At 32.3% G+C, this 19,899-nt stretch carries 18 protein-coding genes; 2 read left to right on the forward strand and 16 right to left on the reverse strand.

The features are described 5' to 3' along the window. Nucleotides 1–257: 257 nt before the first annotated feature. The 12 genes from EV144_RS03305 to EV144_RS03360 all read right to left on the reverse strand — a co-directional run bounded on the left by EV144_RS03305 (nt 258) and on the right by EV144_RS03360 (nt 12,190). Nucleotides 258–974 (reverse strand): response regulator transcription factor, encoded by a 717-nt coding sequence (locus tag EV144_RS03305; protein WP_134146159.1) that lies wholly within the window; start codon nt 972–974, stop codon nt 258–260. Nucleotides 975–977: 3 nt separating this feature from the next. Then, complete coding sequence (locus EV144_RS03310; RefSeq protein WP_134146161.1) at nt 978–2,564, reverse strand: sensor histidine kinase; 1,587 nt, start codon at nt 2,562–2,564, stop codon at nt 978–980. A 59-nt stretch (nt 2,565–2,623) separates the two neighbouring features. Continuing rightward, complete coding sequence (gene coaE, locus EV144_RS03315; protein ID WP_134146163.1) at nt 2,624–3,220, reverse strand: dephospho-CoA kinase; 597 nt, start codon at nt 3,218–3,220, stop codon at nt 2,624–2,626. Between the two features lies 1 nt (nt 3,221). Then, nucleotides 3,222–4,220 (reverse strand): glycosyltransferase, encoded by a 999-nt coding sequence (locus EV144_RS03320; RefSeq protein WP_134146165.1) that lies wholly within the window; start codon nt 4,218–4,220, stop codon nt 3,222–3,224. Nucleotides 4,221–4,344: 124 nt separating this feature from the next. Continuing rightward, a complete protein-coding gene (gene fabV, locus EV144_RS03325) occupies nt 4,345–5,535 on the reverse strand; it encodes an enoyl-ACP reductase FabV (RefSeq protein WP_134146167.1) in 1,191 nt (396 codons plus the stop codon). Nucleotides 5,536–5,640: 105 nt separating this feature from the next. Continuing rightward, nucleotides 5,641–7,293 (reverse strand): DNA repair protein RecN, encoded by a 1,653-nt coding sequence (gene recN, locus EV144_RS03330; RefSeq protein ID WP_134146169.1) that lies wholly within the window; start codon nt 7,291–7,293, stop codon nt 5,641–5,643. 52 nt (nt 7,294–7,345) lie between these two features. Continuing rightward, a complete protein-coding gene (locus EV144_RS03335) occupies nt 7,346–8,230 on the reverse strand; it encodes a DUF4835 family protein (RefSeq protein WP_134146171.1) in 885 nt (294 codons plus the stop codon). Nucleotides 8,231–8,303: 73 nt separating this feature from the next. After that, the gene (coaBC, locus tag EV144_RS03340; protein WP_134146173.1) at nt 8,304–9,518 is read right to left on the reverse strand and encodes a bifunctional phosphopantothenoylcysteine decarboxylase/phosphopantothenate--cysteine ligase CoaBC; all 1,215 of its coding nucleotides are present in this window, start codon (nt 9,516–9,518) and stop codon (nt 8,304–8,306) included. 7 nt (nt 9,519–9,525) lie between these two features. Further along, nucleotides 9,526–9,843 (reverse strand): DNA-directed RNA polymerase subunit omega, encoded by a 318-nt coding sequence (locus EV144_RS03345; protein WP_007807938.1) that lies wholly within the window; start codon nt 9,841–9,843, stop codon nt 9,526–9,528. Nucleotides 9,844–9,852: 9 nt separating this feature from the next. After that, nucleotides 9,853–10,647 carry an outer membrane protein assembly factor BamD gene (locus EV144_RS03350; protein ID WP_134146175.1) on the reverse strand — a complete coding sequence of 265 codons (795 nt, stop codon included), beginning with the start codon at nt 10,645–10,647 and terminating at the stop codon, nt 9,853–9,855. A 134-nt stretch (nt 10,648–10,781) separates the two neighbouring features. Further along, the gene (gene dapA / locus EV144_RS03355) at nt 10,782–11,663 is read right to left on the reverse strand and encodes a 4-hydroxy-tetrahydrodipicolinate synthase (RefSeq protein WP_134146177.1); all 882 of its coding nucleotides are present in this window, start codon (nt 11,661–11,663) and stop codon (nt 10,782–10,784) included. Between the two features lie 14 nt (nt 11,664–11,677). Beyond that, the gene (locus EV144_RS03360) at nt 11,678–12,190 is read right to left on the reverse strand and encodes a DUF6913 domain-containing protein (RefSeq protein WP_134146179.1); all 513 of its coding nucleotides are present in this window, start codon (nt 12,188–12,190) and stop codon (nt 11,678–11,680) included. 47 nt (nt 12,191–12,237) lie between these two features. Between EV144_RS03360 and EV144_RS03365 the strand changes: the two genes are divergently transcribed. Both EV144_RS03365 and EV144_RS03370 read left to right on the forward strand, forming a co-directional pair. Further along, nucleotides 12,238–13,017, forward strand: a complete 780-nt coding sequence (locus tag EV144_RS03365; RefSeq protein ID WP_134146181.1) for a 5'-nucleotidase C-terminal domain-containing protein — start codon at nt 12,238–12,240, stop codon at nt 13,015–13,017. A 132-nt stretch (nt 13,018–13,149) separates the two neighbouring features. After that, nucleotides 13,150–14,061 carry a bifunctional metallophosphatase/5'-nucleotidase gene (locus EV144_RS03370; RefSeq protein WP_134146183.1) on the forward strand — a complete coding sequence of 304 codons (912 nt, stop codon included), beginning with the start codon at nt 13,150–13,152 and terminating at the stop codon, nt 14,059–14,061. Here the strand turns inward: EV144_RS03370 and EV144_RS03375 are convergent. The 4 genes from EV144_RS03375 to EV144_RS03390 form a co-directional block, all read right to left on the reverse strand. Then, nucleotides 14,048–14,743: a lysoplasmalogenase family protein gene (locus EV144_RS03375; RefSeq protein ID WP_134146185.1), complete on the reverse strand. Its 696-nt coding sequence runs from the start codon at nt 14,741–14,743 to the stop codon at nt 14,048–14,050. The two genes, EV144_RS03370 and EV144_RS03375, sit on opposite strands and share 14 nt — an antisense overlap. Next, complete coding sequence (ligA, locus tag EV144_RS03380; RefSeq protein WP_134146187.1) at nt 14,730–16,736, reverse strand: NAD-dependent DNA ligase LigA; 2,007 nt, start codon at nt 16,734–16,736, stop codon at nt 14,730–14,732. The genes EV144_RS03375 and ligA overlap by 14 nt, the downstream gene beginning before the upstream one ends. A gap of 244 nt (nt 16,737–16,980) precedes the next feature. Continuing rightward, nucleotides 16,981–18,915 (reverse strand): OmpA family protein, encoded by a 1,935-nt coding sequence (locus EV144_RS03385; protein ID WP_134146189.1) that lies wholly within the window; start codon nt 18,913–18,915, stop codon nt 16,981–16,983. A gap of 11 nt (nt 18,916–18,926) precedes the next feature. Further along, entirely contained in the window at nt 18,927–19,859 is a 933-nt protein-coding gene (locus tag EV144_RS03390; RefSeq protein WP_134146191.1) for a type IX secretion system membrane protein PorP/SprF, read from the reverse strand. Nucleotides 19,860–19,899: the final 40 nt, after the last annotated feature.

Below are 19,899 nucleotides of genomic sequence, written 5' to 3' on the forward strand. Positions count from 1 at the left end.
TTTATTTTAAGAAAAATCATTCTAAAAAATATCTACTTAATACTTAAAAAACACTAAAACACTAAACAACAACAAGATAATACTTAAAACTTAATCAAGTTTTTTTTAGCCACAAAGTCACAAAGACGCGAAGAAAGATAAAAAACTTTGTGTCTTTGTGACTTTGTGGCTAAAATAAATGTAAACTTATTGTGTCAATATCAAGCATAAAAAAAAGCCCTGATTTCTCAGAGCTTATATTTTTTTAGGTGAATTCGTTATTCAGTTACTTTGCTTTTTACAACCAATCTGAAACCTTCTCCGTGAATATTTAGAATTTCTACATCTTCATCAGATTTTAGATATTTTCTAAGTTTAGCGATGTAAACGTCCATACTTCTTGAAGTAAAATAGTTATCATCTCTCCAGATTTTAGTTAATGCTAACTCTCTTGGCATTAAATCATTTTCATGAAGGATTAACATTTTTAGCAATTCGTTTTCTTTTGGTGATAATTTTATTGGTTCATCATTTTCAAAAGTTAAGAATCTCAATTTTGAATTTAAGTGGAATTTACCAATATTAAATTCAAACTGAACTTGTTCTGCTTTTGTATCAGCAGATTTTCTTTGAATGATTGCTTTGATTTTCATCAATAAAACTTCTGAATCAAAAGGTTTATTCAAATAATCATCAGCACCTGCTTTATATCCTTTTAAGACATCTTCTTTCATCGATTTTGCCGTTAAGAAGATAATAGGCACTTCACTGTTTTTCTCTCTAATTTCTTTTGCTAAAGTATAACCATCTTTATAAGGCATCATTACATCCAGAATGCATAAATCATATACATCTTTTTTGAACTTTTCGAAACCTTCCATACCGTTTTTAGCTAAAGTAACTTCAAAGTCATTTAACATTAGATAATCTTTAAGAACAGCGCCAAAATTTAGGTCATCTTCTACTAAAAGTATTCTTTTGTTAGTATTTTCCATATTTTAATTTATTAATGGTATTTTTATTATAAAGGTGCTACCTTTTCCTTTTTCGCTTTCAACATATACTTGACCGTTGTGATCCTCAACTATTCTTTTTACATACGCCAGACCTAAACCATGTCCTTTTACGTTATGTAAATCTCCTGTATGTTCTCTGTAAAATTTCTCAAAAACTCGTTTCTGAGCTATCTTACTCATACCCAAACCATGATCTCTTACTTTTATCAGAATCATGTCTTTGACATTTTCTGTAAAAATTTCAATTTTAGGTGCATCTGGAGAATATTTTATGGCATTTTCTAAAATATTTACCAACACATTTGTAAAATGCACTTCGTTTATTAAAGAAGTTGTTCTGGCGGCATTATAATGCCTTACAACGGTTCCTTTTCTGTCTTCTAATATTAAATTTACGTGCTCTATTGCATCGTCAATAATATCGTGTATTACTGTAGGCTCTTTTGTAATGTCTAATTCTCTTTTTTCTAACTTAGAAATACGAAGGACATTTTCTACCTGAGCATGCATTCTTTTATTCTCGTCTCTGATCATTTGAAGATAGCGAAAAACTTTCTCTTTATCCTCAATAATCTTAGGATTTTTTATCGCATCAAGTGCTAAATTTATCGTTGCTATTGGTGTTTTAAACTCATGCGTCATATTATTAATAAAATCGGTCTTGATTTCAGAAATATGCTTTTGACGTAATAATTGATTTAATGCACTAGTGTAAGCTACAATTATAATTAATGTAAAAACTATTGACAGGATCGTAATGCTTAACAATTCTGATAACAAAAATTTCTTTTTATGGGGAAACGTAATAAATAATTCATATTTACTATTTCCTTCATTATCGGTATAAATAGGCACGTGGTAACTTGCATCTTTATCGTAATGAAAACCATTAGATCTTACTTTTGTCGCTAAACCACTGTTTAGTACACCGTACTCAAATTTGGTGTTTACACCGTATTCTTCCAGTTCCTTCTTTAGCAGTTTTTGAAGTTTATCTTTTGTAATTCTTCCTTCTATTGGGGTTAAGGAAGCAATATCTTTGTACTGAATCTGTTGCTGTACTTTGTTTAATATATCTAAACTACCTGATTTCTCAATTTTAAGATCTGGTATGATTGTCTGCCCTAAGGAATTATTATCAATACCGTTATTGTTGTTATAAACTTCTGTTACTCGTTTTGAGCTAAAATTTTTAAATCTTTCGCTGCTGAATTTTTTATTAAAAAGCGATCCGCTTACATCGTAATCTTCTGAGGTAAGTGTATTAGAATAAACAATTGTCTTGTTTGTTTTTGTATTTCTCTGAACGTAAAGAACTTCAAGTAAATCTTCTTTTTTTGGAATTTTACCTGTGCTGTCTTTTATTCTATTATACTTATCATAAAAGCTATATTCTTCTTGTTGTTCCAACTTATCGGCAACATTACCAATAACTTGAGTAACATGATATTTAAACTGTTCGTCGTTATTTTTAAAAGACGAGTTGAACCAATATACTTGAACTAATATTATCCCTATTAAGGACAAGCTCATCAGTAAAACAAGTATTCTAAAAAATAATTTATTCATCGAAACAAAATTAATATTTTAACAATATACTAAATAATACATTAACCAAATATTAACATTTAAGACTGATTTTGTTTTATATTTAAAATTTTAAGAATTTTAACAACTTCTTCTTTAGCAATTTTAAGATTGTCGTTATTAATAACAAAATTGCTTAAAGAAATTCGTTTTTCATCATTCCACTGCATATTCATCCTGCTTAAGACCTGTTCACGAGTGGTATTGTCTCTTTTTAAAACTCTTTCAATTCTTACCTCCTCTGGGGCAGTAACGGTAATAATTACATCGCATTCTTTATATCGGCCGCTTTCAAATAAAATCGCGGTTTCATACATTACATATTCGTATTCTTTTTTTTCTGATACCCATTTTTTAAAATCATCGATAACAGCAGGATGAACCAATGAATTTAATTTTGCTAATTTATCAGCATCATTAAAAACAATTTCAGCCATTTTTGCTCTGTTTAAAATATTATCATCAAATAAAGACTCCCCAAAAGCCTTTTTTAATTCTTTGATAATACTTTCAGACTGCATTACTCTTTTAGCTCCATCATCGGCAATATAAACAGGGACACCCAATTCTTTAAAATAATCAGCTATCGTTGTTTTACCACTGCCAATTCCGCCTGTCAAGCCAATAATTTTTGTCATACTAGATTTTAAAAAACATACGAGGAAAAGCTTCTTGTGGTTTTCTTTTTAGTAAAATAATTTTTACAAATGATTCTAAGAATCCTATACCATAACCATAAAATTGTTTTCCTACTGCAATTACAGAAAGATATCCAATTTTAATGCTTTTATTTTGAATACTTGCTGTAAGAAAAATTATAACGAAATATACAAAATATAATTGTAATAAAATATCAATATTGAAAATTAACAATAAAAAAGCTAATAATAATCCTAACATAAAGACCGTAGGAAAAAAGAAAGTAAGCTTATTATGTTCTGGATACCAGCTATTTAAAATAGGTCTAGCATTACCAAATTTGTTTACTTGTATCGAAAACTTTTCCCAGTCAATTCTGCGTTTGTGATATACATAAGCTTCTGGAAACAATCGGGTTTCAAAACCTAAATTCCATAAACGGATTGACAAATCGGGATCTTCTCCTGGATGGATATTTCCAAAACCTTTTGAAGCTTCAAAGGCTTTTTTAGAAATTCCCATGTTGAAACTGCGCGGCTGAAATTTGTTAATCTTCTCAGAACCACCACGAATACCTCCTGTTGTAAGAAAGGAAGTCATTGCAAAATTAATCGCTTTCTGAATATCAGAAAAACTATCGAGCGCCTTATCAGGACCTCCAAAACAATCAACATATTTCTCATTTAACGCCTTTCTAACTTCCGTTAAATAATTAGGCGGAATAATGCAGTCTGAGTCAAAAATGATAAAATAATCTCCCCTTGCCTTCTGCATTCCGAAATTTCTTGAATCTCCCGGGCCTGAATTTTCTTTAAAATAATACGAAATATTAAGCTTTCCATCATAAGTCATTACTACATCTCTGCACGGAATTGAAGATCCATCTTCAACAAGAACAATTTCAAAAGCTTCATTATAATCAGATTTTGTGAGACTTTCTAAAAGTTCATCAACTTCATCCGGGCGATTATACACGGGTATAATTAAAGAAAAAATCATAACAGGGTTTGCGTATTAAAGTGGCAATTTTTTAAATTTCAAAATTTTAACAAAGATAGGCTATATTCATAAAAAAACCATCAATTTTTGATTGATGGTTTTTGTAATCCTTTAATAATGCTGTTTATTTGATGCTTTCAATTTCAACAACTTCATTTGCTTCTGCATTATAATCAACGCCTGCAAACTCAAATCCGAATAAGTTTAAGAAATCATTTCTATACCCAGCTAAATCTCCTATTTCTGGCAACGTTTCAGTTGTAGCGTCTAACCAAAGTTTAGCCACTTTCGCCTGAACATCATCACGCATTTCCCAATCGTCGATTCTGATTCTTCCTTTATCGTCTACAGGAACCTCAGATCCATTGTAAAGTCTGTCTTGAAACAAACGCTGAATCTGCTCGATACATCCTTCGTGAATTCCTTCTTCTTTCATAATTTTATACAAAAGAGAAATATATAACGGAATTACCGGAATTGCAGAACTTGCTTGTGTTACCAATGCTTTATTTACAGAAACGTATGCTTTTCCTCCTATAGATTTTAAACTGTCTGTAATTGTAAAAGCTGTAGCTTCTAAATGGTCTTTTGCACGACCAATTGTACCTTTACGGTAAACTGCTTCTGTTAATGAAGGCCCGATATAAGAGTAAGCAACTGTAACAGCGCCATCAGCTAATAAATTTTCTGCTTTTAAAGCATCAATCCACATTGCCCAGTCTTCACCACCCATTACAGCAACTGTGTTTTCGATATCTTCCTCGTTTGCAGGAGCTATAGAAACTTCAGAAACTTTTCCTGTATGAAAATCAACTGTTTTATTTGTAAAAGTCTGTCCAATTGGTTTTAAAACCGAACGATGCGTAACACCTGTGTTAGGATTTGTACGTACTGGAGAAGCCAAACTGTAAATTATAAGATCTACTTGTCCTAAATCAGCTTTAATTAAATCAAGAGTTTCTCTTTTTATTTCATTTGAAAAAGCATCTCCGTTGATACTTTTTGCATATAGACCTGCTTTGTGAGCTTCTTTTTCAAATGCTGCAGAATTATACCAGCCTGGAGAAGCTGTTTTTCCTTCAACTGGCGGCTTTTCAAAAAACACTCCGATAGTTGATGCATCAGATCCAAAAGCACTTGTGATTCTTGACGCTAATCCAAAACCTGTTGAAGCCCCAATTACCAATACTTTTTTAGCACCGGCAATTGTTCCTTTTGATTTTACATATTCGATTTGATTTTTAACATTTTGCTCTGCTCCCTTTGGATGGGCTGTCAAGCAAATAAAGCCTCTCATTCTAGGTTCTATAATCATATTTTCTTTTTTATTCGTTAATATAGCAATTGTCCGTTGAGACAATTAATTAACTTATTTACCTTTGTTTAACTCGTTTTTAGATCACAAATATAAAGTATTTCTTTAGTTCAACAAGGCTTTGGCGTGATTTAAAGCCGAATCAGAAACTACTGCTCCAGATAACATTTGAGCAATTTCTATAACTCTTTCGTCCTGAGATAAAAGCTTTAATTCTGATTGTGTATCGTCGTCTGTTGTTGATTTGAAAACTTTAAAATGAGAATCTCCTTTTGCAGCAATCTGTGGCAAATGCGTTATCGCAAAAATCTGCATTTTACTACTCATTTCTTTCATGATCTCCCCCATTCTAATCGCAATTTCTCCAGAAACTCCTGTGTCAATTTCGTCAAAAATTAAAGTTGGAAGTTTAGAATATTGTGCTAAAATTGCTTTTACAGCCAGCATAATACGTGACATTTCTCCTCCTGAAGCTACTTTTTTCAGCAAACCAAAATCTGTTCCTTTGTTGGCAGAAAATAGAAATTGCAATTCATCTTTTCCGTTTTGAAAATAGGTTTCTGATGGCAGAAGTTCCATTTTAAAACGAACATTTGGCATTCCTAATGTTTCTAAAATAGCAATTAATTGATTTGATAAAACCGGAATTGCTTTTATTCTATTTTCGTGTATTGTATTAGAAAAACGATCTAATTCTATCACTTTTTCATCAATTGCTTTTGATAAAACAGCAATATCTTCATCCATATTATCTAATTCAAGAAGAATATTTCCAAGATCAGTCTGAATTTGAAGCAATTCATCAACCGAACTTACGTTATGCTTTTTCTGTAAATTAAATATTAATTGCAGTTTTTGGCTTACAATTTCTAATTGCGCCGGATCGTTTAATAATTTTTCTGAACTGTTTTGCAATTCTTTAGAAACATCATCAAACTCAATTGCAACGCTTGTTATTCTATCAAATAAAGCTTGATATTCTGGCGAAAAAGTCGCTATTTTTTGTAAAGAAGCTTTGATTTCGTTTAGATTATGAAAAACACCAAATTGTTCTTCATTAGCAATTGCCAAAGATTTATCAATAGATTCTTTGATGATTTCGACATTATTCAGTTTCTCAAAATCAACTTCAAGTTCTTCTTGTTCTCCTGATTTTAATTTAGCCGAAACCAGTTCATTCAATAAAAAAGTATTGTATTCCTGCTCTTTTCCAGAATCACTTTGTTTTTTCAACAAAGCATTCATTTTAGATTTATCTGATTTGTATGCTTTTAGCAACGTTTGATATAAAACAATAGTTTCAGCATTGTTTGCAATGGCATCAATTATTTTGAACTGAACGCTTTCATCTGACAATTCCTGAGTTTGCTGCTGCGAATGAATATCAATCAAAAATAAGCTCAAATCCTGTAATTCCTGAAGATTAACGGGACTGTCATTTATAAAGGCACGAGATTTTCCAGAAGGTAAAATTTCACGTCTAATGATCGTATCGTCTTCATAATCTAAATCATTCGCTTCAAAAAACTCTTTTAAGTTGTATTTAGAAATTTCAAAATGCGCTTCGATTACACATTTTTCTTCTTTATTTTTTAAAGAAGTAAGGTCTGCTCTTTTTCCTAAAACAAGGCCAATTGCACCTAAAATGATAGATTTTCCTGCGCCTGTTTCACCTGTAATTATAGAAAAACCTTTTGAAAAATCTATAGCAAGTTTTTCTATCAGAGCATAATTTTTAATCGACAGTGAAGTAATCATGAGGAAAATTTATAAATATAGAAGGTTAGTAAAGAATGATGGTGCTTGACAATTAAAATTTAATCTGCGACCATTTGGTGGTATTTAATGGCGAAACTTTATTTAAAACATCTGTTAAGTCTGTAACCGGAATATTTGGCCCTCCAGAAAATATAGAGACAATTTCGTCTGATTTTGCATCAAAAAAGACACGGGTTAAAAAAGCATTTGGTTTAACTGCATTTAACTTGGCGATGTTTAATAAAGAAGCTTTAATTTTTTCTTTTGAAGTTTTTAAATCTGCACTCATTCCATCTAATCCTGTATGATATGCAAACATGATCTGACGTAAATCACTATAAGTTGGCGAAACCATATCGTTTATCAAATAATAACGATTTTGAAGTCCATCTGACTGGCTCCAGCCTTTAAAACCGCCTTGCTGTGCAACGTTGGCGATATTTTGTGCTGTTTCAAGATATTGAGTTCCTCCTGCTTGTTGAAATGTATCTGCATCTATTCCTAAAATTAAATAACTGTAAAAAGAAACTACAGATACAAGATTAGAGTCGAAAGTACTTGGATTAAACAATAATGGCTCATATTCTGTATATCTAAAATTAAAATCTTTATCGTTAAAATTTAGAATTGGCGAAGAATATGTTGAATTATAAATCAATCTGGACGCTTGTACCTGAATTGTTCCGGTAAATTGATCGGAACTATTTGAGGACAATGTAATATACATTGAGCAGTTAATACGTTCGTTTTGTTTTAGGGCAACTCCTGTCCAATCTGTTTTATTCACAAATTCAGACAAAGAAGTCTGCAATGTTTTAAAAACCTGCTGATTTGGATTTGGAAGTCTTTCCGTATTTATAGTTACTGTACAATTTAGCTGCTGCGCTTGTGCAGAGCCAACAATCAAGAGTAGTAAAAGAGTAACTATTTTATTCATAGCACGCGAGAATATTTTATTTTTAATCATCATTAGAATTTTCTATTGATGCATTAACGCAGATTTTAAAACTTTATGATTTCAAAAAGTAAGAAATCACTTTGTTTAAAATATCAACAGCTACAAATTCTTTTGATTTTAATTCCATTGGTTCGATTTTAAAATCTTTATCAATAAAGGTAACTTTATTGGTTTCTTTTTTAAAACCTGCACCTTCGTCTTGCAACGAATTTAGAACAATCAAATCTAAGTTTTTTTTCTGAATTTTCAACTTAGCATTTTCAATTTCATTCTCTGTTTCTAAAGCAAATCCAATTAAAAACTGATTTTTTTTGATTGCTCCTAATGAAGATAAAATATCTTTGGTTTTTTCGAGTTCAATCGAAAATTCGTCCGGAGCTTTTTTTATCTTTTGCAAAGCTACTACTTTTGGCTTGTAATCTGCCACTGCCGCAGCGGCAATTGCCACATCAGCATCATTAAAATGCAGATGACAGGCATCGTACATTTCTTGTGCAGAAACTACATTTATTACTTCAATCGAAGTATTTTTTACTTTAAAGTGTGTAGGCCCGGCAACTAAAATAACCTGTGCTCCTAAACTTGCTGCCTGATTGGCAATATCAAAACCCATTTTTCCGGAAGAATGATTTCCTATAAAACGTACAGGATCTATTGCTTCGTAAGTTGGTCCGGCAGTAATGAGTATTTTTTTTCCTTTAAGAGGTAATTTGCTTTCTAAATCGGCTTCGAGAAAAGCGATAATATTTTCTGGTTCTGCCATTCTGCCTTCTCCAGATAAGCCACTTGCCAGTTCTCCATTTTCAGCAGGAATCATTATGTTTCCAAACTGTTTTAAGGCATTAAAACTAGAAATTGTAGAAGGATGTTTATACATATCCAAATCCATTGCGGGCGCAAAGTAAACAGGACATTTGGCAGATAAATAGGTTGCTATCAAAAGATTATCGCAGTTTCCTGTTGTCATTTTAGACAATGTATTGGCCGTTGCCGGAGCAATTATCATGAAATCAGCCCAAAGTGCCAACTCAACATGATTGTTCCAGACAGCGTCTTCATTATCTTCATTAAAGAAACTGGAATGTACGGGATTTTTTGATAATGTAGATAAGGTAAGCGGGGTTACAAAATCCTTAGAAGCAGGTGTCATTATCACTTGGACATGTGCACCTGCTTTTATAAAAAGTCGTACCAATGGGGCTGTTTTATAGGCTGCAATTCCACCAGAAACTCCTAGTAAAACTTTTTTACCGTTTAAAACTGACATTGTACTATTATTTGTTTGAACCTCTGTGGTATGTTTTACCATCTAACCATTCCTGAACAGCTAGAGCGTGTGGTTTTGGTAATTTTTCGTAAAATTTAGAAACTTCAATTTGTTCTTTATTTTCAAAAACTTCTTCAAGACTGTCATTGTAAGTAGCAAACTCTTCTAATTTCTCAGTTAATTCTTTTTTGATTTCAGAATTAATTTGATTTGCTCTTTTAGCCATAATTGTGATTGCTTCATACACATTTCCTGTTGGCTCTTCAATAACTGTTTTATTGTAAGTTATTGTATTTACAGGAGCATTCGTCTTTTTTAAATCCATGACTTTATTTTATTTAGTAAATTTTTGTAAATCTGTTTCCACTCTAGCATTCATTTCGTCTGCTTGTTTTTTGTATTTTGTGTCTGCTTTAAACTTTATTAAGTTAGCATAAGACACTTTTGCAACGTTTAAACGATCCTGCATTTTTGAAGGAATACTGTTTATTGCTAATTGATATGCCGAATCGTATTTGTAAAATAAGGCATCTTCTTTAAATGGTGTTCCAGGAAAATCAGCGATAAAATTATCAAAGGCAATTAATGCTGATTTGTAGTCTGAAATTGTATTGTATCCTTTAGCATTTTCGTATGCTTTTTTCTCTAGTTTTCCGTTTAAAACCTTTACAACTTCATTGGCTTGAGCAATGTATTCTGAGTTTGGATAATTGTCTATAAAAGCTTGTAATTTCTCTAATGCTTTTACTGTATCTGATTGATCTAAACTGTAAACAGGTGCTAATTTTGAATAACTGTAAGCGCCTAAAAATGCTGCTTCCTGTACTTTTTCGCTTCGAGGATATCCTGAAACAAAACTTTCAAATTGATAACCTGCTAAATAATATTGTTTTGTTTTGTAGTAAGATTGTGAAAACATATAAAAAAGCTTTTCAGCCTGAGGTTTACCTCTATATGTTGGCGCTAATTGCTCAAAAAGACGAATTGCTTTATTGTATTTTCCTGCATCGTACATTTTTGTTGCCACATCAAACTTCGCTGCAACGTCTTCATTTTTTAATGCCTTTTGGTAATCGCTACAAGAACAAAAAAGGACAACAACAATTAATAGAGATACTATTTTTTTCATTTTCTTATTTATTATGATTTCTTAGACAATTATGCCAAAGCAAAATCACACCGAAGTTCCGGTGGCAAATTTAGTTATTAATTTAGCTACTACAAAATATTTTTTGGTATAATAAAATACCGTCAAATTTACTCTTATTTAATGCTGTTTTTTACAAATTCGTTCAATCTTTCTGCTAAAGAATCATCTACTGTTACCAATGGCAAACGCACAGTATTCTCAGCAATACCAAGGGCTTGAAAGATTTGCTTGATTCCTGCTGGGTTTCCCTGCTCAAAAATCATATCAATACAATCAGAAAAAAAGTATTGTGTTTTAAATGCTTCATTTACTTTTCTATTCAATCCTAAACGAATCATTTCTGAAAATTCTTTCGGAAAACCTTGTCCAATTACAGAAATTACTCCTGCTCCACCGGCTAAAACTATTGGTAAAGCGATCATATCGTCTCCAGAAATTACAAGAAAATCTTTTGGTGCATTTTTTATAATCTGTAAAGCCTGCGCCATATCTCCTGCTGCTTCTTTGATAGCTACAATATTTTTAAAGTCATTTGCCAGACGTACTACCGTTGATGGCAACATGTTACTGGCTGTTCTTCCCGGAACATTGTATAAAATTACAGGAATTGGAGATGCTTCTGCAATGGCTTTAAAATGCTGATAAATCCCTTCTTGCGTTGGTTTATTGTAATATGGTGAAACAGAAAGTATAGCATCAAAAGCGCTAAAATCTCCTGTCTTTAATTCTTCTACAATCTGCATAGTATTATTACCGCCAACACCAAGTACTAAAGGTAATCTTCCTTTATTTACATCAATAACTGTGGTGATAACTAATTCTTTTTCGGCTTGTGTAAGGGTGGCATTTTCTGCTGTTGTACCCATAACTACAAGATATTCAATCCCGCCGTCTATCGAAAAATTAACGATACGCTGTAAAGCCTCGACGTCTACTGAAAAATCTTTTTTAAATGGGGTTACAAGTGCAACACCAGTTCCTATTAATGATTGCATATTCTATTTTATAATTATTTTATATTTTTTAAATACTTAAACAGTTCTTTAACGAAAAGTTTATAGTTTTCTATATCAGTATTAATCATCCAACGATTTAAATTTTTATCTACTGATGAAAATCCTACCTTAAATTTAGCTTTTGATTTTTGCGTTACAAGCATTAAAATTGCTTTTTCTGCATCATAATAACTTATCAAAAGATCAAATTCTGTATTGACAAATTCTTCTAGAAAATCTTCTGTTATTTCTCCTTTCCAATCGATTGCTTTTTTATCAAAAGTTGGTCTTGAGTAGACTTTTTTCTTTTCTAATTTGCCTCTGTATACAGCAATTTTAACACTTTCGGGAGCTATTCCCTGTTGTATTAGTGTTTCGATTAGTTTTTCTGAATGCTGAAATTTTGTTTCATCTATCAATAAACCAATTGTTTGAACATTGCTTGTAAAGACTTCGCTTTTTATATTATTGAGGTTTTTATTTAATGTTTTTTTTACAAAAAACTCCTTTATATAATTTAAAAACATAGTACTTTTGCCAGATTACAAAATTAATTATTTAAGTCGCATTTAAGATGGTAAAACTAAAAAAGTATAACGGATTTTTAAAACTTTTTGTTATATTCTTAACACTTTTTTTTACAGTTTCCTGTAGTCAGAAAAATTACAATTTAACGAAGATAGAAGGAAAGCAACTTCCGATATCAGAAAAGACAAATGAAACTCCGGAAATTGAAAAATTTATTAAGCCCTATCGTGACCATATTAATAGAGATTTAGATAGTGTTCTGGCATATTGTCCTGAAACACTGGACAAAAGCACTGGAAAATGGCAAACGAGTATTGGAAACTTATTGGCAGATGTCTGCGTACAAAGAGGAAATATTGTTTTTAAAGCCCGCGAAAACAAAACTATAGATTTATGTCTTTTAAATCATGGCGGTATTCGTGCTATCCTGCCAAAAGGAAATGTAACTAGCAGAACTGCTTTTGAAATTATGCCTTTTGAAAACAATTTAGTTGTTCTTGCTATGAAAGGACAGCAAATTGAAGATATAGCTGCTTATATTATTAAGGAGAAAAAACCGCAGCCATTATCTGGAATGACTTTTACAATTACGAAAGCTAATACGGCAAAAAATATTCTGGTTCAGGGAAAACCTCTTGACATCAACAAAATTTACTATGTTGCCACAAACGATTATCTGGCTAATGGCGGTGACAACATGAGTTTCTTTGCCAAAAATGTTCAGAAATTTGATTTAAACTATAAACTTCGAAATGTGTTGATTGATTATTTTAAAGAGGTTGACACGATTCCGGTAACAAAAGATATTAGAATTACAGAAGAATAAAAAAGTTTGCTACGAATTACACAAATTTACACGAATTAATGTTTTCGTTTGACACGAAAAAAATTAGCGAAATTTGTGAAATTCGTGGCAAAAAAGCACCCAATTATATAGTTTCCGCAAAAAATATACAAAATGAAAAGAAGAGATTTTATCGAAAAAACAGCTGCAAGTACTGCCTTATTAAGTTTAGGTTTGTCTTTGAGCAGTTTTGGAACTGAAGATATTAAACATTTAACCATTCTACATACAAACGATGTTCACAGCCATATTGATCCTTTTCCGGCTGATGATCCGCGTAATCCAAATCAAGGCGGTGTTTCGCGTCGTGCAGCTTTAATTGAAAGTATCCGTAAAGAAAACCCAAATGTACTTTTGCTTGATGCGGGTGACATTTTTCAGGGAACTCCGTATTTTAACTATTACGGCGGAGAACTTGAGTTTAAGTTAATGAGCATGATGAAGTATGATGCTTCTACTATTGGAAATCATGATTTTGATAATGGTCTTGATGGTTTGTATGCGCAAATGCCTCATGCCACTTTTGAGTTCATTAATTCTAATTATGATTTTAAAAATACCGTGATGAACGGGCTTGTAAAACCGTATAAGATTTTTAATAAAAACGGTATTAAGGTTGGTGTTTTTGGTGTTGGTATCGAGCTTGCTGGTTTGGTTGACAAACAAATGTATAAGGAAACAGTTTATAACGATCCTGTAGAAATTGCTCAGGAAATGACTCAATTATTGAAAAAACAGGAAAAATGCGACTTGGTTATCTGCCTTTCTCATTTGGGTTATAAATATAAAGATGATGAGAAGAAAATTTCTGATTTGAAATTTGCAGCATTAACTCAGGATATTGATTTGATTATTGGCGGCCACACCCATACATTTTTGGACAAACCAACTGTTTTAAAAAACAAAGCCAATCAGGATGTACTAGTAAACCAAGTTGGATGTTACGGTATAAATTTAGGCCGAATTGATTTTTATTTCGACAAGGATAAAGCACACACGAATCAAGGTAAATCTATTGTTGTATAAGCCTTCTCCGTTTTGATTTTGCCTTTTCGAGAAAATATTCGACCATAAAATAGTAGCCTAATATTTGCGTGATATCGCGTATTAATACTAGAACTACTGAGTAGGTAAAGTACTCGTTGAAAATGTAAAATATATCCGAAAAGATATAGCTTATCGCCATTAAAGACATTAATAATGCAATATGAGTACCTTTTGTGATGTAGCTTACAAACGAGAAATAACTCATAAGGCTTAAAACGATTCCGTAAAAAGTATAAATAATATTAAACTTTTTCATGTTATCGAATTGCAGGCTTAGTACAGAAATCAGCAGATAAACAATAAAAATTACAACTATAGAAGTTGGCAGAATATCTTTTTTTGCCAACTTTAATTTTTCGTGTTCTCTTATAAATATTTTAAAGATTAAGAGGTACACAATCATGAAACTTAAAACGCCTCCAATTTCTGAAACCTCAACATCCATAAGGTCAAAAACCTGGCCTACGAAACAAAATAAAAAGATTAAACCTTCTGTTTTGCCAATTTTAAACTCGCTGCTTATTAAAAAATAAATGAATATGGCAGGCAGTACAATTGCTTTGGCGTAAACTGCCAAGAAATCTTGTTGTGTCCAATCAAAAATAATTGTAAACAGCAAGGCTAAAAAAAACAAAATTAAAGACGGTTTATTCGCTTTCATTTAATTTGGTTATAAAATCTTCTTCGGACAATATTGGAATATTCAATTTACTCGCTTTTTCTAATTTGGCTGGTCCCATATTGTCTCCTGCAACAACAAAATCTGTTTTTGCGGATATAGAACTTCCTACTTTTCCTCCATTATCTTCGATTGTTTTCTTTAATTCATCTCTCGAAAATTGAGCAAAAACACCTGAAACGACAAATGTTTTACCGATGAATTTTTCAGTAGCATTGGGGTTTATTTTTTCTACAATTTCAAATTGTACACCTTGATTTTTTAAACGTTCTATTATAATTCTGTTTTCTTCATTTTCAAAAAACTCGATAACGCTTTTTGCAATTCTTTCTCCAATTTCATCCACTAAAATTAAATCCATTAAAGAAGCCTGGCTTAATGCGTCGATATTCTTATAATGTTTGGCTAGTTTTTTTGCAACAGTTTCGCCTACAAAACGAATTCCTAAGGCAAATAATACGCTCTCAAAAGGAATTTCTTTTGATTTTTGAACTCCATTTACTAAATTCTCTGCAGATTTTTGCGCCATTCTTTCTAAATGCAAAATGTCAGCTACTTTTAATTCGTATAAATCAGCATAGTTATGAACTAAACCATTTTTGAAAAGTAAAGCCACAGTTTCGCCTCCAAGTCCTTCAATATCCATTGCTTTTCTGGAAATATAATGCTGAATTCTACCGATAATCTGCGGCGGACATCCATAAAAATTAGGACAGTAATGATTGGCTTCTCCAACATTTCTAACTAATTCTGTCTGGCATTCCGGGCAATAGGAAATATAATGTGTTACTTCTGAGTTTTCTGGTCGTTTTTCTAAATCTACTGCAATGATTTTCGGAATGATCTCTCCTCCTTTTTCTACAAAAACGGTGTCGTTTATTCTAATGTCTAATTTTTCGATTTGATCTGCATTGTGCAATGAAGCTCTTTTTACAATTGTTCCTGCCAATTGTACCGGCTCTAAATTGGCTACCGGAGTTATTGCTCCTGTACGCCCAACCTGATAAGAAATGGATTTTAGTTTTGTTGAAACCTGCTCAGATTTGAATTTGTAGGCCATAGCCCAACGCGGCGATTTTGCTGTATATCCTAATTCGTCTTGAAAATGTAAGTTGTTTACTTTTATTACAACGCCATCTGTTTCATAAGGTAATTTATGACGCTGGGTATCCCAATGGTCTATAAACTCAAAAACTTCCTGCATGCTGTGAACCAACTTGGCTTCGTTTGGAACTTTAAATCCCCATTTTCTGGCAGATTCTAATCCTTCGTATTGTGAAGAAAAAGGCAGGTTGTTTCCAGTTACAAAATACAATAAACATTCTAGCGGACGTTTTGCAACTTCTGCACTGTCTTGTAGTTTTAAACTTCCGGAAGCTGTATTTCTTGGGTTTGAATATGGAGTTTCGCCTATTTCAATTAATTCCTGATTCATTTTTTCAAATCCGGCAAAAGGCAGAATGATTTCGCCTCTTATATCAAATTTTGGAGGATAGTTTCCTTTTAATTGTAAAGGGACTGATTTTATTGTTTTGATGTTGTTGGTTACCTCATCTCCCTGAAATCCGTCTCCGCGCGTTAACGCCTGAACTAATTTTCCGTTTTCGTAGGTAATGCTAATTGAAGCTCCATCGTATTTTAATTCGCAGGTATATTGTAAATCTACATTTCCGAGTACTTTTTGAATTCGGGTTTCCCAATCCAGCAAATCTTCTTTAGAATAAGAATTATCCAGCGAGTACATTCTGGTTTGATGCGCAATGGTTTTGAAATTTTTGGTAATTGATCCTCCTACTCTTTGTGTTGGCGAGTTTTCATCAAAAAATTCTGGATGTTTGCTTTCTAAATCTTGAAGTTCTTTTAATTTAATATCAAAATCATAATCAGAAATTGTGGCGTTATCTAACACATAATAATTATAATTGTGTTGGTTAAGTTCGTTCCTTAAATTTTGAATGGTTTCTTGAATACTCATAAATATTAAAATAATGCGGATTGTAAGTCTGAATAAATGAATCTCAAAATTAGGATTATTTTTATTCAAATGCATTAAAAAACAAAAGTTTTAAAAAATCAAAAATCAAGCTGTAAATTCATACAGCCTGATTTTCTTCTTGTCCATCATTCTTAAAAAAGAATTAAGAAAAACCAACTTCCAATGGTTTCTTGGTTTTATATTTAAGCTCTGATAATCAAATTATTAAAACTCAAATATAAAACTATTTTTGGATAATGATAAAGTCGGAACGTCGGTTTAACAAATGCTCTTCTTCGGTACATTTTACGCCGTTTTTACATTTGTTTATTAATCGACTTTCTCCATAACCAATAGCGCTTTCAATTCTTGAAGCATCAATATCCTGCGAAATAATATAATCGCGTGTAGATTTGGCTCTGTTGTCTGAAAGTTTTAGGTTGTAAGCGTCTTTTCCTCTTGAATCTGTGTGTGATTCAATTTTGATTCTGATGTTTGGAAATTTTTTCATGATAAAAACTACTTTGGTCAATTCTTCGATTGCCAAAGGTGTAATATCATATTTGTCGTAATCAAAATAAATTGGGTTTACATCTACTTTTTCTACTCCTTTTTTCTTCACAACCAAATCGTCGTAATTGCTAAGTTCAAAGTTGATGTCTTTTACTTCGCCTTCATTTTCAGTTCCAGTTTCAACTGTTCTTTCATCACTGCTGTAATTTGGTTTTGCGGCGATCATTTTAACTACTTTTCCGCACGGAACTACTATCGCATATTTCCCTTCATAATTGGTTTTTGTTTCGCCAAGAACTTCACTATAAGAATTATATGCCATAACTACAACATCTGTAAGCGGCAGTTTCGATTTTCTGTCTAATGCCATTCCCGAAATATTCTGATTGCAGACTGGTTTTCCTTTTACAAAAGAATAAATGTCATCGTCGCCTTTTCCTCCTGCTCTGTTGGAAGAAACATATCCATATACACCTGCTTTATCGAGTACAAAAGAAAAATCATCTTTGTTACTGTTTATAGGCGCACCTAAATTGCGTGGAGTCGAGAAAGATCCGTCAGACATCATTGTACTTTCGTACACATCTAAATCTCCCCAGCCGTAATGTCCATCTGAAGAAAAATAAAGTACTCCGTTTCTGAAAAAAGGGAAAACTTCATTACCAAAAGTATTAATTTTTGGTCCCAAATTTACTGGCGAGCTCATCGTTCCGTCGGCTGCAATTTTTGCGTAATACAAATCTGTTTCGCCATAACCGCCCGGCATATCAGAGGCAAAGAAAAGCCATCTTCCGTCTTCACTTAAATAAGGATGTCCTACAGAATATTCGTCACTGTCGAAAGCTACTTTTTGCGGATTTTCTAATTTATTATTTACGATGTCGCCTTTGATGATCTGAAAATTATTGATTTTGTTTTCATCTACAACCAATTTATTTTTCTTCACAATATTGGTCGAATAGTAAATCGTTTTTCCGCTGCTGTCAAAAGATGCCGTTGCTTCGTGGTATTTGGTCATTACATTGGCTAAAAACAATGTTTCGTTGAACAAACTTCCGTCGGCAGGATTTCTTTCGGCCAAATACAGATTTAGAAAAGGCTGATTGTTCCAGGTGTATAACTTTTCGCTGAATTTTGTAGTATCTCTTGCGGATGTAAATACTATTTTATCCATGAAATAAGTGGCACCAAAATCAGATTTACTGGTATTAATATCTAAATTTTTAATGGTATAAAGAGATTTTGCTTTTGCCAGACTGTCCATTTGTGCTTTTTGCGCAACGTATCGATTGACTTCTTTTTGATCTCCTTTTTTCGTTAAATATTCTTTTGTAACTCTATCTGCTTCATCATAATCCATAACGGCTTTCATGGATTGAATGTAGCGTAAATAGTAAATATCGGTTAAATTATTGCCTTGTGCTTCATATAATTTTCTATACCATTTTAGCGCATTTTGCGAATCTGAAATAAAATAATACGAGTCGGCAGCATTTTTTAACGTTTGAGTCGATGGGCTTTTTATGTTTTGTAAAATTTCCTCGTATGCTTTTGAAGCATCTGCGTAGGAATAATTTTTAAACAAAGCGTCGGCTTTTTTTAAATTAGTCTGAGCATAACTAAATGTAAAACTCACGACTAAACTTAGGATATACAATTTTTTCATAGGTTTTAGATTTAGAAGAATCGAGGAGATTTAATTTTGTCTTGACTTTTAATGAACTGATAACGAAGGATGATTTCGTGTGAACCATCGTTGTATTTGTTCAATTCGCTTACGGTATAATCGAAAGCGTATCCGATGTAGAAACTTTTTGATATTTGGAAACCTGCCAATATACTAACAGAATCATCTGTTCTGTAGGCACCTCCAATTACAAATTTTTCTGCGATCATAAAATTCGCCGATACATCAGCAGAAAGTGGTGCTCCACTTACTGCTTTTACTAAAAATGCCGGTTTGAATTTTAAATTCGGACTTAAGTCAAAAACATAACCTCCCATTAAAAAATAATGCATACGCTCATAATCTACAGATTCCTGAACATCATCGTAATAATCGTTTTGAATGAAGTTTGGAATTGAGGCTCCTATATACCATTTGTCTGTGTAGTAATAGATACCTGCTCCAACTGCTAATTTCATCTGATTATCAATGTTTTGATTTAACAAAACATCATTATTATTATAATATCTTCCTTTACTCCAATCTATGTTTAACATTCTCATTCCTGCTTTTAGACCAAATGCTAATCTTTTTTCATAACCTAGAGGTACTGAATAAGAGAAGTTTCCGTCAAGATAGAGTTCGTTTGATGGACCAATTTTGTCGTTTACGACGCTTAATCCTAAACCAACTTTCTCGTTTCTAAGCGGTGACTGAATAGAAAACGATTGTGTCTGCGGCGCACCAGAAATTCCAACCCATTGAGAACGGTGGAGTAATGTTGCTTCTAAATTGCCGGTAGACCCAGCATAAGCTGGATTTACCGCCATTGTATTGTACATATATTGTGTGTACTGTGGATCTTGCTGTGCACTGGCACAAACCGTGATAAAAGAACATATTAGAATGAAATATGTTTCTATTGATTTTATATATAGTTTCATAACGATACTTATTTAGTTAATTAAATTAGATGATTAATAG

It is taken from the genome of Flavobacterium sp. 270 (genome assembly GCF_004368785.1).
GTDB lineage: Bacteria > Bacteroidota > Bacteroidia > Flavobacteriales > Flavobacteriaceae > Flavobacterium.

Excerpts from the sequence above, each read along its gene's own strand:
- EV144_RS03360 (WP_134146179.1), bottom strand. The coding sequence starts at position 12,190 with ATGTTTTTAAATTATATAAAGGAGTTTTTTGTAAAAAAAACATTAAAT.
- EV144_RS03350 (WP_134146175.1), bottom strand. The coding sequence starts at position 10,647 with ATGAAAAAAATAGTATCTCTATTAATTGTTGTTGTCCTTTTTTGTTCT.
- EV144_RS03385 (WP_134146189.1), bottom strand. The coding sequence starts at position 18,915 with ATGAAAAAATTGTATATCCTAAGTTTAGTCGTGAGTTTTACATTTAGT.
- ligA (WP_134146187.1), bottom strand. The coding sequence starts at position 16,736 with ATGAGTATTCAAGAAACCATTCAAAATTTAAGGAACGAACTTAACCAA.
- EV144_RS03305 (WP_134146159.1), bottom strand. The coding sequence starts at position 974 with ATGGAAAATACTAACAAAAGAATACTTTTAGTAGAAGATGACCTAAAT.
- recN (WP_134146169.1), bottom strand. The coding sequence starts at position 7,293 with ATGATTACTTCACTGTCGATTAAAAATTATGCTCTGATAGAAAAACTT.
- EV144_RS03365 (WP_134146181.1), top strand. The coding sequence starts at position 12,238 with ATGGTAAAACTAAAAAAGTATAACGGATTTTTAAAACTTTTTGTTATA.
- EV144_RS03335 (WP_134146171.1), bottom strand. The coding sequence starts at position 8,230 with ATGAATAAAATAGTTACTCTTTTACTACTCTTGATTGTTGGCTCTGCA.
- EV144_RS03345 (WP_007807938.1), bottom strand. The coding sequence starts at position 9,843 with ATGGATTTAAAAAAGACGAATGCTCCTGTAAATACAATAACTTACAAT.
- EV144_RS03370 (WP_134146183.1), top strand. The coding sequence starts at position 13,150 with ATGAAAAGAAGAGATTTTATCGAAAAAACAGCTGCAAGTACTGCCTTA.
- coaE (WP_134146163.1), bottom strand. The coding sequence starts at position 3,220 with ATGACAAAAATTATTGGCTTGACAGGCGGAATTGGCAGTGGTAAAACA.
- EV144_RS03310 (WP_134146161.1), bottom strand. The coding sequence starts at position 2,564 with ATGAATAAATTATTTTTTAGAATACTTGTTTTACTGATGAGCTTGTCC.
- fabV (WP_134146167.1), bottom strand. The coding sequence starts at position 5,535 with ATGATTATAGAACCTAGAATGAGAGGCTTTATTTGCTTGACAGCCCAT.
- coaBC (WP_134146173.1), bottom strand. The coding sequence starts at position 9,518 with ATGTCAGTTTTAAACGGTAAAAAAGTTTTACTAGGAGTTTCTGGTGGA.
- EV144_RS03375 (WP_134146185.1), bottom strand. The coding sequence starts at position 14,743 with ATGAAAGCGAATAAACCGTCTTTAATTTTGTTTTTTTTAGCCTTGCTG.
- EV144_RS03390 (WP_134146191.1), bottom strand. The coding sequence starts at position 19,859 with ATGAAACTATATATAAAATCAATAGAAACATATTTCATTCTAATATGT.
- dapA (WP_134146177.1), bottom strand. The coding sequence starts at position 11,663 with ATGCAATCATTAATAGGAACTGGTGTTGCACTTGTAACCCCATTTAAA.
- EV144_RS03320 (WP_134146165.1), bottom strand. The coding sequence starts at position 4,220 with ATGATTTTTTCTTTAATTATACCCGTGTATAATCGCCCGGATGAAGTT.